Source organism: Streptomonospora halophila, assembly GCF_039542725.1.
Classification (GTDB): Bacteria; Actinomycetota; Actinomycetes; order Streptosporangiales; family Streptosporangiaceae; genus Streptomonospora; species Streptomonospora halophila.
The window spans coordinates 131,235-143,918 of sequence record NZ_BAABIK010000010.1 but is presented as its reverse complement, the minus strand read 5'-3'; the positions used below and the strand labels follow the sequence as shown (position 1 = coordinate 143,918).

Annotated in this window: 9 protein-coding genes; 4 read left to right on the top strand and 5 right to left on the bottom strand. The window is 72.8% G+C overall.

Translation table 11 applies throughout. The annotated features are described in order from the left end of the window. Positions 1-64: 64 nt before the first annotated feature. From ABEA15_RS10955 to ABEA15_RS10945, 3 genes are all read right to left on the bottom strand, one after another. Positions 65-2,002 (bottom strand): acyl-CoA dehydrogenase family protein, encoded by a 1,938-nt coding sequence (locus ABEA15_RS10955; protein WP_344142702.1) that lies wholly within the window; start codon positions 2,000-2,002, stop codon positions 65-67. A gap of 133 nt (positions 2,003-2,135) precedes the next feature. Next, the gene (locus ABEA15_RS10950) at positions 2,136-3,554 is read right to left on the bottom strand and encodes a sensor histidine kinase (RefSeq protein WP_345556546.1); all 1,419 of its coding nucleotides are present in this window, start codon (positions 3,552-3,554) and stop codon (positions 2,136-2,138) included. Continuing rightward, a complete protein-coding gene (locus tag ABEA15_RS10945) occupies positions 3,555-4,283 on the bottom strand; it encodes a response regulator transcription factor (protein WP_345556545.1) in 729 nt (242 codons plus the stop codon). Positions 4,284-4,938: 655 nt separating this feature from the next. On the opposite strand from ABEA15_RS10945, the gene ABEA15_RS10940 reads away from it, so the two are divergent. Both ABEA15_RS10940 and rbsK read left to right on the top strand, forming a co-directional pair. Beyond that, on the top strand, positions 4,939-5,781 hold the full coding sequence (locus tag ABEA15_RS10940; RefSeq protein WP_344142707.1) for an exodeoxyribonuclease III: 843 nt from the start codon (positions 4,939-4,941) through the stop codon (positions 5,779-5,781). A 73-nt stretch (positions 5,782-5,854) separates the two neighbouring features. Continuing rightward, a complete protein-coding gene (gene rbsK, locus ABEA15_RS10935; protein ID WP_345556544.1) occupies positions 5,855-6,778 on the top strand; it encodes a ribokinase in 924 nt (307 codons plus the stop codon). A 35-nt stretch (positions 6,779-6,813) separates the two neighbouring features. On the opposite strand, the gene ABEA15_RS10930 is transcribed toward rbsK, so the two are convergent. Then, positions 6,814-7,431: a YceI family protein gene (locus ABEA15_RS10930; RefSeq protein ID WP_344142709.1), complete on the bottom strand. Its 618-nt coding sequence runs from the start codon at positions 7,429-7,431 to the stop codon at positions 6,814-6,816. A 367-nt stretch (positions 7,432-7,798) separates the two neighbouring features. Between ABEA15_RS10930 and ABEA15_RS10925 the strand changes: the two genes are divergently transcribed. Together ABEA15_RS10925 and ABEA15_RS10920 are read left to right on the top strand one after the other, a co-directional pair. Next, positions 7,799-8,362: a hypothetical protein gene (locus tag ABEA15_RS10925; RefSeq protein WP_344142710.1), complete on the top strand. Its 564-nt coding sequence runs from the start codon at positions 7,799-7,801 to the stop codon at positions 8,360-8,362. A gap of 197 nt (positions 8,363-8,559) precedes the next feature. Next, entirely contained in the window at positions 8,560-9,303 is a 744-nt protein-coding gene (locus ABEA15_RS10920) for a cellulose binding domain-containing protein (RefSeq protein ID WP_345556543.1), read from the top strand. 1,441 nt (positions 9,304-10,744) lie between these two features. Here ABEA15_RS10920 and argS read toward each other — a convergent pair. Beyond that, complete coding sequence (argS, locus tag ABEA15_RS10915) at positions 10,745-12,478, bottom strand: arginine--tRNA ligase (RefSeq protein ID WP_344142713.1); 1,734 nt, start codon at positions 12,476-12,478, stop codon at positions 10,745-10,747. Positions 12,479-12,684: the final 206 nt, after the last annotated feature.

The following is a 12,684-nucleotide window of genomic DNA, read 5'->3' as shown; positions in this document are numbered from 1 at the left end:
TACTCGGGCCCTGAGACGTTTCCGCGCCCGCCGACCCCCGGCGGACGGCGGGCCGTGCCTCTTCTCAGCCCATCCTGCGGTGCACGTCGTCCTTGGCCGAGGGGCCGGGTTCGGCGCGGGCGATGAGCGGCCCCGGAGTGGAGGGGTCGACGACGCCCTCCTCCAACCAGGTGTAGTGGTCGTCGAGGACGCGGCGGCTGAGCTTGCCGTCGATGTCGTCGGTGTTGGCCCACAGCGCGGTGAACAGCGCGTCGACGCGCAGGCGGGACTGGCGGCAGAAGGCGTCGGCCAGCTCGTAGGCGCCCCGGCCGCGCTCGGGGGTGTCCTCCAGGTCGCGCTGGGCCCGCACCACCGCGGCGCTCATCGCGAACAGCTCGGCGCCGATGTCGACGACCCGGCCCAGGAAGCCCTGCTTGTTCTCCAACCGCCCCTGCCAGCGCGACATCCCGTAGAAGGTGGACCGCGCCAGCTTGCGGGAGGCGCGTTCGACGTAGCGCAGGTGCTCGGCCAGCGGGCCGAACTCGCCGAAGGAGCCGGGGCGCTGCCCTTCGCCGACCACCAGCGTGGGCAGCCACGCCGCGTAGAAGCCGCTCGCCTTCGCGAAGGCGCGGGCCTTGGCCCGCGGGTCGGCCTCGGGGTCGATGATGTCGCCCGCCACCGACAGGTGGGCGTCGACCGCCTCACGGGCGATGAGCAGGTGCATGATCTCCGTGGAACCCTCGAAGATCCGGTTGATGCGCAGGTCGCGCAGCGTCTGCTCGGCGGGGATGCCGCGTTCGCCGCGCGCCGCCAGCGAGTCGGCGGTCTCGTAACCCCGGCCGCCGCGCAGCTGCACCAGCTCGTCGGCGACCCGCGAGGCCATCTCCGAGCACCACAGCTTGGCGATGGCCGCCTCGATGCGGATGTCGTTGCGCTCGTCGTCGGCGAACTGGCTGGACAGGTCCAGCATGGCGGTCATCGCGTAGGTGGTGGCGCTGATGAAGGCCACCTTCTTGGCGACCTCCTCGTGGCGGCCGACGGCCCGGCCCCACTGCACGCGCTCGCGCGACCACTCGCGGGCGATCTTGGTGCACCACTTGCCGGCGCCTACGCACATCGCCGGGAGCGACAGCCGCCCGGTGTTCAGCGTCGAAAGCGCGATCTTGAGGCCCTTGCCCTCTCCGCCGATCCGGTTCTCGATGGGGACGCGCACCCGGTGGAAGCGGGTGACGCCGTTCTCCAGGCCGCGCAGGCCCATGAACCGGTTGCGGTTCTCGACGGTGATGCCCTCGGAGCCGGCTTCGACGACGAAGGCGGTGATCCCGCCCCGGTGCCCCTCGCTCTCGGGCACCCGCGCCATGACCACCAGCAGGTCGGCCACCACGCCGTTGGTGGTCCACAGCTTCACGCCGTCGAGCAGGTAGGCCGAGCCGTCGTCGGTGGGCGTGGCGGTGCAGTGCAGCCGCGCCGGGTCGCTGCCCACGTCGGGCTCGGTCAGCAGGAACGCGCTGATGTCGGTGGTGGCGCAGCGCGGCAGGAACGCGCGCTTCTGCTCCTCGGTGCCGAACATCCGCAGCGGCTGGGGGACGCCGATGGACTGGTGCGCCGACAGCAGCGCACCGATGGCGGGGGAGACCGAGCCGACGAGGGTCAGGGCCCGGTTGTAGTAGAGCTGGCTCAGCCCGAGCCCGCCGTAGGCCTTGGGGATCTTCATGCCCAGCGCCCCCAGCTCCTTGAGGCCGCGCATGACCTCGTCGGGGATGCGCTCCTCGCGCTCGATGCGCTGAGCGTCGATCGTGGTGCAGAAGTCGCGCAGCCGGGCGATGAACGCCTCGCCCTCCTCCACGGTCTCGGCGGAGGGGCGCGGATAGGGGTGGACCAGGTCCAGCCGCAGTCGGCCGAGGTAGAGCTCCTTGCCGAAGCTGGGTCTGCGCCATTCGGTCTCGCGGGCGGCCTCGGCCACCGCGCGGGCCTGGCGCTCGTCGACGTGCTCGGGAGCGGATTCGCGGTTCACCGCGGTCATGTCGTCGGATCACCTCACCAGCACAGCGTCGCGCCGGGGTCGTCATGTCCTGTGCCACGCTCCTACCCGTCGGTAGGTGTCGTGAAGCATGGCGGACGTCCCGGAGCGCCGCGGGGCCGCGGAGCCGCGTGGCTCAGTCCGTGTCAGGGTCCCGGTCCGGTGTGCGCAGCGGGATCCGCACCCGCACCGTGGTGCCCCGGCCGGGTGCCGAGTCGAGGTCGACGTCGCCGCCGTGCGCGTCGGCGATCGCCTGCACGATGGACAGGCCCAGCCCGCTCCCGCTGCCCGGGGTGCGGTTGCCGCGGTAGAAGCGGTCGAAGGCGCGCCGCAGGTCGTCGGCGGCCATGCCGGGGCCCTGGTCGGCCACCTCCAGCACCGCGTACTCGCCCTCGGCGCGCAGCCGCACCTCGACCGGCGTCTTGCCGGGGGTGTGCTCGCGGACGTTGGCCAGCAGGTTGGCCAGGATCTGGCGCAGCCGCGCCTCGTCGGCGACGCACCACAGCTCCGAGGGCGCCTCCAGGACGAACTCGCGCTGGGGCTCCAGGGCACGTGCGTCGCGCACGACCTCTTCGGACAGTACGGCCAGGTCGGCCTCGCCGTGCTGGAGCGAACCGGTGCGGTCCAGCCGCGCCAGCTCCAGCAGCTCGGCGACGAGCCGGCTCATGCGCTGCGATTCGTTCTCGATGCGCTCCATCGCCCCCGGCAGCTCGGCGTCGGGGATGGCGCCCTGCCGGTACAGCTCGGCGTAGCCCCGGATGGTCGTCAGCGGAGTGCGCAGCTCGTGGGAGGCGTCGGCGGCGAAGGAGCGCACCCGCTCCTCGGAGGCGCGCTGGGCGGCGAACGCGTCCTCGATGCGCTGCAGCATCGTGTTGATGGCCAGCGACAGGCGCCCGGCCTCGCTGTGGGTGCCCGAGCCCGGCATCCGCACCGACATGTCGGAGCCGACGCTGATCCGGTTGGCGGTGGTGGCCATGTCGTCGAGCGGCTGCAGGCCGCGGCCGATCAGCCAGCGGCCCGCCAGGGTCAGCCCGCCCAGCAGCAGGGTGGCCGTGACCAGCTGGGTCATCACCAGCTGCCAGGGGTACTGCTCGCGGTCGCCCGTGGGCACTCCGGCGACCATGATCGTGTCGGTGCGCAGCCGCACCGTCGCGCGGTAGGGGGCGACGTTGGCGTCGACGCCTTCCAGCTCGAAGATCTCGCCGGTCGAGGCGTAGTCGCGCCAGTCCTCCAGCGGTATGGCGCGGATGCGGTCCAGCACGACGTCCTCGCGGTAGCTGTCGCCGTAGACCTGGGTGATCTGGCCGGTGGAGCTGTCGAGAAGGACCACGAAGTAGGGGGACGGGCTGGGCGCGTCCACGCCCGCCGGCGGGGTGTCGTTGTCCAGGCGGACCATCGCGCGCTCGGCGGTGAGCTGGAGCTGGGCGTCGATGCGCTCGGTGATGAAGCTTCGCAGCGTGAGGAAGCCGACGACGCAGGTCACCAGCAGGCCGGTGCCGGTGACCGCGAGCAGCCCGACCAGCAGCCGCCAGCGCAGTCCTCCCCGGTAGGTCATCTAGGTGCTGTCCCGGGTGCGCAGGGCGTACCCGACGCCGCGCTGGGTGTGTATCAGGGCGGGCCCGAGCGGGTCGAGCTTGCGGCGCAGGTAGCTGACGTAGGTCTCCACGATCTGGGACTGTCCGGCGTAGTCCCACCCCCACACGTTCTCCAGCAGCTGCGCGCGGGTCAGCACCTGGCCCGCGTTGCTCATCAGGTAGGCGAGCAGCCGGAACTCGGTCGGCGACAGCTCGATGGGCACTCCGGCGCGCCGCACGGTCCAGCTGCGCTCGTTGAGTTCGAGGTCGCCGACCCGCAGCACGCCCTCCTCGGTGCGGTCGGACTCGCCGCCCCCGCCGTCGTCGCGGCGTGTTCGGCGCAGCAGCGCGTGCACGCGCGCGACCAGCGCCTCGACGGAGAACGGCTTGGTGACGTAGTCGTCGCCGCCCAGCGACAGCCCGGTGACGGTGTCGGAGGGCGTGTCGCGCGCGGTGAGGTAGATGACGGGGACCTCGTCGCCGGATTCGCGCAGCTGACGGCAGACCTCGAAACCGCTGATGTCGGGCAGGAGCACGTCGAGCACGATGAGGTCGGCGCCCTGGTCGCGCACCATGTCCAGGCAGGCCTCGCCCGTCTCCCCGGTCGCCACGCTGAATCCGTGGAAGCGCAGCGCCGCCTGCACCAGGTCGCGGATGTTGGGCTCGTCGTCGATAACCAGTACGTGCGAGCGTGTCGCGGTCTCACGCATGCATTCCACCTCTGAGCGGTTCCGGAGTGGTCTCCGGCCTGGACTCCCATGATGCCGCAGGCCTGGGACGCGGTGACACGCTCGCGCGTCCCGCGCGTTTGCGGCGTACGAGACTCGCACAGAGCCAGAAGCGGTGGCGCCCGGGGCGCCTTGCCGGCGGGGACGCCGGGCGCGCGCCGTGCCCGGCGCCCCGCCGCCGCCACGACCCCGCACGTCCGGGTTGCGCGCAGGCGCGTGGCGGCGGGCCGCGCGGTCCAGTTCGGCCGGCGGCCTGGCGCCAGCATGGCGCAGAGTGCTGGGACCCGGCAGAGCACGCGCTGGGAAATCGCTGATAACGCGCCGCGGATCCGCCTCCGAATCGCAGCGGCGCGAGGATTCGTGCGCTCCGAGGCGAACCGAACGGGCGCCCCGGCCGTCTCACTGGGCACGAACGGGTACCGACGGAAATCGAGTACCGGCGCCGCGGAACCGCGGCGGTCGCGCGCGGCGGCGCTGCGCGCGAAGCAAAGAGGTCTCGGTGCGGAGGACGGCCGCACCGAGACCTCTTCTGTCGACTGGTCGTACCCGCCACCCGCCCTCCCTCACCTCGCCGGCTGCCGTGACCGGCCGCCTCGGGAGCGCGCGTGCTGTCATACCCGCGCGCTAACCTGGCGGTGTGCGTATCGCGACGTGGAATGTCAACAGTGTCCGGGCACGCGGCGAGCGGATCGCCGCGTGGCTGCAGCGCAGCGACGTCGACGTCGCCGCCGTGCAGGAGACCAAGTGCCGCGACGACCAGTTCCCGACCCAGCTCTTCACCGACCTCGGCTACGAGGTCGCCCACCACGGGCTGTCGCAGTGGAACGGGGTCGCGGTCCTGTCCCGTGTGGGGCTGGAGGACGTCCAGGTCGGCTTCCCGGGCCAGCCCGGCTGGGGCGATCCCGAGGCGCCCGAGGCCCGGGCGCTGGGCGCCGTCTGCGGCGGCGTGCGGGTGTGGAGCCTGTACGTGCCCAACGGCCGCGAGATCGACGACCCCCACTACGCCTACAAGCTGCGCTGGCTGGAGGCGCTGCGCGCCTACGGCGCCGAGCGGCTGGCCGAGGACCCGCAGGCCGGCATCGCGCTGTGCGGCGACTTCAACGTCGCTCCCCAGGACGACGACGTGTGGGACATGGCCGAGTTCGAGGGCAGCACGCACGTGACCAAGCCCGAGCGCGACGCGTTCACCAGCGTCGTCGAAGCCGGGTTCACCGAGGTCGTGCGCCCCTACGCCCCCGGTCCGGGCGTCTACACCTACTGGGACTACAAGCAGCTGTCGTTCCCCAAGCGCAAGGGCATGCGAATCGACTTCGTGCTGGCCTCGCCCGCGCTGGCCGCGCGCGTCTCCGGCGCCCTGATCGACCGCGAGGAGCGCAAGGGCAAGGGCGCCTCCGACCACGCACCCGTTATGGTCGACCTCGACGGCGGAGCCGAGGACGAGTCCGCGGCGGCCGACTCCGCGGGCCTGGCGGGCGCCTGACCGGCCTTGCGGCGGCCGCACGCCCGGGCGGGGCGGCTCCGGCGCACGCAGGCCGGCCGATATGGTTCGGGGCGTGACTTCGACCACCACCCCCGCGGTACGGCCGCGCATCGCGGTCTTCGGCAGCGTGAACACCGACCTCGTCGCCTACGTCGAGGCCGCCCCCGGCAGGGGCGAGACGGTCACGGGCACGAGCTTCGCCCAGGTTCCCGGCGGCAAGGGCGCCAACCAGGCGGTGGCGGCGGCCCGCGCCGGGGCCGACACGGCCTTCCTCGGGGCGGTGGGCGACGACGCGTTCGGCACGCAGCTGCGCACGAACCTCGTCGAGTGCGGGGTCGAGGTGTCGCGGCTGCGCACGGTGGCCGGTGCCTCGGGGGTCGCCCACATCGTGGTGGAGGCGGACGGCGCCAACTCGATCATCGTCGTGCCCGGAGCCAACGGCGAGGTCACCGGACTGCTCGACGGTGACGCGGCGCTGATCGAGGGCAGCGCGGCCCTGCTCCTGCAGCTGGAGCTGCCGATGGAGGGGGTCGTCGCGGCCGCGCGCGCCGGGCGCGCCGCGGGTGTACCGACCGTGCTGACCCCGGCGCCCGCACGGGAGCTGCCCGCTGAGCTGCTTGAGGCCGTGGACCTGCTGGTGCCCAACCAGCACGAGGCCGCGGCCATCACCGGTGAGACCGATCCGCGCGAGGCGCTGGCGGCGCTGCTGCGCACGGTGCCCGAGGCGATCATCACGCTCGGCGAGGACGGCTCCCTCTACGGAGCGCGGGGCGAAGAGCCCGTCCACGTGCCGGCCCGCCGTGTGGTCCCGGTCGACACCACGGCCGCGGGCGACACGTTCTGCGGCGCGTTCGCCGTCGCCCGGGCGGAGGGGCGCGGGCCCGAGGACGCGCTGCGCTTCGCCGCCGCGGCCGCCGCCCTGTCCGTTCAGCGGCACGGAGCGGCGCCCTCCATGCCGGAGCGCGCCGAGATCGAGGAACTGCTGGCCGAAGGCTGATCACCAGACCTTCGGGCGGCGCCGGTGCGGGGCCGTCAGGCCACGTGGCCGATCTGGCGCTGGAAGTGGATCGGGTCGGTGTCCTGGACCCGCAGTTCGAGGACGATGTCGATGGTGTCGCCGACCAGGCGGCCTCCCCAGGGCACGGGCCCGCCGTCGCCCACGCCGAAGTCCGACAGCCGGATCTGGGCGTTGCCGGCGAAGAAGTGCCCGTAGGTGTCCTCGGGGCTCGCGTAGTCGGGGGCCTCGCCCGCCCACTGGCAGTCGAGGGTGATCGGCCGCGTGGTGCCGTGGATCGTGAGGTCGCCGTGGAGGAGGAAGGTGCGCTTCTGCACGGCGCGCTCCTCGATCCGGGTGCTGGTGAACCTGATCTCGGGGTGGTTCTGCACATCCAGGAAGTCCGCGGACCGCAGGTGGTCGTCGCGCGCCTGCACACCCGTGTTGACCGAGGACGCGCGGATACCGACGTCGACCTTGGACTGCATGGGGTCCTCGGCCACCATCACCGCTCCCTTGGCGTCGCTGAACGTACCCTGAACCCGGCCGTAGCGCAGGTAGCGGGCGACGAAGATGATGCAGGAGTGGATGGGATCCAGATGCCAGTGGCCCGGCGCGGGGCCGAAGTCGTAGCCTTCGGACGAGTGTGGGTTCATGTCTGCTTTCCCCTCGTTTCGATCTATCTCAGGCTAATATCCCGTTTCAACGCCTTTCGGCATCGCACCTGGGGTTACTCGCCGGACGGCGGGGGATTCTCCGGGGCGCACGCGCGGTTCCCCATTGCCGGTGCGCGACGGTCAAGGGGTATCGGCCCTCGGTGAAAGACTGCTTTCGGTCGCCTTTCACGCATTCCGCTATCGCGTATCTCACATTCCCGGAGGGTGATCCGTCCGGATGCGGTGCTTTGCGGCCTCGGTCCGGGATGGACGCGTTGTACCCTTGTGGAGCCTGTGCGCCGTGGGTCCCCTGCACCCTATGGAACCGGCGCCTGTGCGCCCGTCCCCCGAGAAGTCAGCGATCCGTATGAGCAGCGATACGCACGGCGCGGAGCCGGTCCTGACCCGGACCGCTCGGCGCAGGCAGGAACGGCGCCGCAAGCGCCGCCTGCTCGCGGCCGGTGTCCTGACCGCCGGCCTGGCCTGCAGCGGTGTGCTCATCATGGGCATGGCGCTGAGCGGCGAGGGCACCGAAGTCGGGGTGGACGACCCGCCACCGCCGCCCGGCGGCGCCAGCGCATCCCCGACCCCGGCCCCGGTGGACGACGGCAGGCAGCAGATCTCCGCCGAAGCATCGGCCCCCGTTGCGGTCCCGGAGACCGAGAGCAGCGCGCCGGCCCAAGGCGGAGACGGTGCGGACGGCGGCACGGGCTCCGGCGCGGGCGCCGGATCCGGCTCCGGAGGGGAGCAGGACGGCGACGGCCGCGACTGGCGGGAATGGCAGGACTGGCAGGACGGCGGCGGCCCGGGGTCGGGAGACGGGCCGGGCGACGGCCATCCGGATTCGCCGCCGTGGCAGGACGGCGACTGGGACATCCCCGAGTCTCCCGACAGCACGCCCACGGACGAGTACACCGACTACCCCTACTGACCGCATCGGCCGCGTCGGTGCCTGTGCTCGCCCGCCCGCAGCCGGACGATGCAGTCGGCGGCGGTCGGATCCGGCCGCGTCCGCCTTGTGCGGATGTGTCCGCGTTGTACCCTTGTGCTGCCTGGGCGCCGCGGGTCCCCTGCCTTCCACGGAACCGGCGCCGGCGCGTTCATCCCCCCGAATAGTCAGCGATCCGTATGAGCAGCGACACGCACGACGCGGAGCCGGCCCCCACCCGGATGGCGCGGCGCAGGCGGGAGCGGCGCAAGCGCCGCCTGCTCGCGGCCGGAGCCGTGTCCGGCGGGCTGGCCTGCAGCGGGCTGCTGATCGCGGGCATGGTGCTGAGCGGCGGGGACACCGAAGTGGACGTGGCCGATCCGCCACCGCCTCCGTCCCCGCACGAGGCGAGCGCGAGCCCGAGCACGAGCCAGGCGCCGGTGGCCGACGGCCAGCAGCAGAGCTCCGCCGAAGCCCGCGCGCCCTCGGCGACGCCCGCGGAGCCCTCGCCGGAGGAGTCGGAGCAGGCCGAGGCCGACGGAAGGGGCCAGGGCGGCGCCGGCGCGGAAGGGCCGGACGGCGGCACGGCGCCCCAGGGCACCCAGGCAGGCGGTGAGGAGCCGTCCGGCTCGGGGGCGGAGCCCAGCGGGGGCTGCGCGGTCGGCTACTCGGTGACCAACGAGTGGTCCAGCGGCTTCCAGGCCGAGGTCACGGTCAGCGCCGACGCACCGATCAACGGCTGGCGGGTGGCCGTGGACTTCCCCGACGGCCAGAGGATCCACCACGCGTGGAACGCCGAGGTGTCCGGCGGCGGGGGCAGCTATACCGTGAGCGACGTCGGCCGCAACGGCGAGTTGGCCGCCGGGGAGAGCACCGAGTTCGGCTTCATCGGCAGCGCTAGGGGCGACAACGGAAACCCCCGGCTGACCTGCACCCCGGCCTGAGCCGCCGCCTCAACCGGCCCCCTCCCGTCCGCCCAGCGCACGAGCGGCGCACGGGGCGCTGCACGGGCGTGTCCACCTCCTCAAAGCCGAACACCTCCAGATTGCCCACCGTCACCGTGCGTCCCGCAGGGCGATCCCCGGCGAGCGCCAACGCAGAGGCGGCGGAGGCGCGCGACCCCTCGGGGAAGGAACACGGCCCGCCCGGTTCGTCACGGACGCGGGTGGTCGACCCCGCGCCCACCGAGCACGGCGCCGCCGATGCCACGACCAACGGGGGCGGCGGGGGCGGCGGGGGCGAAGGCGGTGAAGCGGCGAGTACCGGCACCGGTGGCGGACCTGGCGGGGAAATTTCGGGTATACCGCCTGCAGGTGAACCGCCGGGGGAGTACGAGTCGAGCTCAAACCAGCGCGGCGCCGCCGCCATCCGCCACGCTTTCGCCATTCGGAAACGTGACGCCTTCTTGCCCCGTTTTGTCTGTTTCCCCGGGTGTTGCGACCGCCCCCGGGGCGACGAGCCGCCGGAAACCGTCGCTGGAGGCCCTTCAGGCATGCATTCGGCGGGTCTCGTCGCCGTCGGCGGCGACGTAGGGTCTTCTATGCGGGGTGTAATCCGGACATATGAGGAGGAATCGCCTTACGTGGACGGGTGCTGCGGCGCTCCGGGGTACCGCCGTGTGCATCCGGCGGGTCTCATCGCCTCTCCCGGGCAATTTGCCCGGTTCTTCGCCTCCCTGCCTCGCGCAGGGACCCGCCACCCCGCCGCCCCAACTTGCGCATCGGCAGCAGCAGCCGGACCGATCATCGCGGGCCGGACCACCCACCGCCGTCGCTGCCCCGTCGCGTGCCCAATCCTCGGGCAGCCGAGCCGATGATCGTGGGCTCACCATCCACCGCCGTTACCGCCTCGTCGGATGGGTTACCGGGGGCAGCCGGGCCGATGGTCGCGGGCTCGACCATCCGCCGCCGTCGCTGCCCCGTCGCGTGCGCAACCATCGGGCACCCGAGCCGATGGTCGCGGGCTCGATCCCCCGCCGCCGTCGCTGCCCCGTCGCGCGCCCAACCACTGCCACCCGGGCCGACTACCGCGGGGCGGGCCATCCGCCGTCGTCGCTGCTTCGTCGTGCGCCCAACCACCGGCACCCGGGCCGATGGTCGCGGGCTTGACCCCCCGCTGTCGTCGCTGCTTCGTCGTGCGCCCAACCACCGGCACCCGGGCCGATGGGCGCGGGCTCGACCATCCGCCGCCGTCGCTGCCTCGTTGGGAGTTCAACCGGGGGCGGCGGGGCCGATGGTCGCGGGCTCGATCCCCCGCCGTCCTCGCTGCCCCGTCGCGCGCCCAACCACTGCCACCCGGGCCGACTACCGCGGGGCGGGCCATCCGCCGCTCTCATCACCCCATCGCTTGCGCGCCCGTGGATCTCCCCCGGGCGTGCTGCGGTGGTTACATCTGCTCCGGTGCGCGCACACCCAGCAGGTTCAGACCGCTCTCCAAGGTGCGCAGGGTGGCCGCGATCAGCGCGAAGCGGGACTCGCGCACCGCCGGGTCCTCGGCCTGGAGGACTGGGCAGTTCTCGAAGAACCCGGTGAACGCCTGCGCGAGGTCGAACAGGTAGGTGCACAGCCGGTGCGGCTCCAGGGTCGCGCCCACGGAGGCCACGGCCGGGCCGAAGCCCAGGAGGGACAGCGCCAGCTCGCGTTCGGCCGGCTCGGTGATCGCGACCGGGCCCGCCGCGGCCGCGGGGTCGACCCCGCCCTTGCGGAAGATGGAGCGGATACGCGCGGTCGCGTACTGCAGATAAGGGCCGGTGTTGCCGTTCAGCGCCAGCATCCGGTCGTAGTCGAAGACGTACTCGGTGTCGTGGGAGACCGAGAGGTCGGCGTACTTGACCGCCCCGATGCCGACCTCGCGGGCGATGCCGGCGCGGGTGTCCTCGTCCAGGTCGGGACGGTTGTCGGCGACCACCTTGGCCGCGCGCTCCACCGCCTCGTCCAGCAGCTCCATCAGCCGGATGGGCTTGCCGCTGCGGGTGCGCAGGATCTTGCCGTCGGAGCCGAGCACGTTGCCGATCTGCACGTGGACGGGGTCGACGCCCTCGGGCAGCCATCCGGCCTTGCGCGCGGTCTCCCACACCATCCGCAGGTGGAGGGACTGCGGCGCGCCGATGACGTAGAGCAGGCGGTGGGCGCCCAGCTCCTCGACCCGGTACTTGACCGTGGCCAGGTCGGTGGTGCCGTAGCCGTAGCCGCCGTCGCTCTTGCGCACGATCAGCGGCACCGGCTTGCCCTCGCGGCCGGTGAAGCCGTCGAGGAAGACGCACAGCGCGCCCTCGCTGATCTCGGCGATGCCCCGCCGCTCCAGCTCCTCGCAGATACCGGGGAGCATGTCGTTGTACTTGCTCTCGCCGGCGAGGTCGGCGTCGGTGAGCGTGACGTCGAGCTTGGCGTAGATCCGGTTGAAGTAGACCGTGGAGAGGTCGACCAGCTCCTGCCAGAGCCGCAGGGTCTCGGGGTCGCCCGCCTGCAGCTCCACCACACGCTTGCGTGCCCGCGCCGCGAACTCCGGCGAGCCGTCGAACTTCTCGCGTGCGGCCTGGTAGAAGGCGTTGGGGTCGGTCTTGACCAGCTCGGCCTCGGCCGAGCCCTCGCCTGAGTCGAGCAGGTGCTCGATGAGCATGCCGAAGGGCGTGCCCCAGTCGCCGATGTGGTTCTGGCGGACCACGCCGTGGCCCAGCGCCTCCAGCACGCGCGCCAGGGCGTCGCCCACCACGGTGGTGCGCAGGTGCCCGACGTGCATCTCCTTGGCGACATTGGGCGCGGAGTAGTCGATCGCCACGGTCTGGGCGTCCTGGCGCGGCACGCCCGCGCGCGGGTCGTCCAGCTGGTTCTGCGCCTGCCCGGCGATCCAGTCGTCGCGCAGGGTCAGGTTCACGAAGCCGGGGCCGCTGATCTCGACCTCGCGGCACATGTCGCCGACGTCCAGGTGCGCGACGATGTCGGCGGCGACGTCGCGCGGGGCTCGGCCGAGTCGCTTGGCCAGCGCCAGTGCGGCGTTGGCCTGGTAGTCGGCGAACTGGGACGGACGGATGACGGGGTCGGTCTCGGCGAAATCGGCGCCCAGTGCGGCGCCGAGTGCGGACTGGACCCGTGCTGCGAGGATCTCCTGCGGGTCGGCCATGACGTCAAGCCTACCGACCTGCCATACCGCCCCGGTGCGGTTTCCACAGGCCCGGTGCGGGCCGACGCGCGGCGCTGCGCGCCCTGACCGCCGCCGCGGGAGGCGCTGTGCCCCGGGTGCCCCGGGCCCGCGCCAACACGAAGGTCGGTGCGCCCCGGACACTTGCCCCCGGCCACCCGGACCCCCGCGCCCGGACACCCGCGCCC

Coding starts and splice junctions, on each gene's coding strand:
- ABEA15_RS10945 (WP_345556545.1), bottom strand. CDS start 4,283: ATGCGTGAGACCGCGACACGCTCGCACGTACTGGTTATCGACGACGAG.
- ABEA15_RS10930 (WP_344142709.1), bottom strand. CDS start 7,431: ATGAACCCACACTCGTCCGAAGGCTACGACTTCGGCCCCGCGCCGGGC.
- ABEA15_RS10955 (WP_344142702.1), bottom strand. CDS start 2,002: ATGACCGCGGTGAACCGCGAATCCGCTCCCGAGCACGTCGACGAGCGC.
- ABEA15_RS10925 (WP_344142710.1), top strand. CDS start 7,799: ATGAGCAGCGATACGCACGGCGCGGAGCCGGTCCTGACCCGGACCGCT.
- ABEA15_RS10920 (WP_345556543.1), top strand. CDS start 8,560: ATGAGCAGCGACACGCACGACGCGGAGCCGGCCCCCACCCGGATGGCG.
- ABEA15_RS10950 (WP_345556546.1), bottom strand. CDS start 3,554: ATGACCTACCGGGGAGGACTGCGCTGGCGGCTGCTGGTCGGGCTGCTC.
- argS (WP_344142713.1), bottom strand. CDS start 12,478: ATGGCCGACCCGCAGGAGATCCTCGCAGCACGGGTCCAGTCCGCACTC.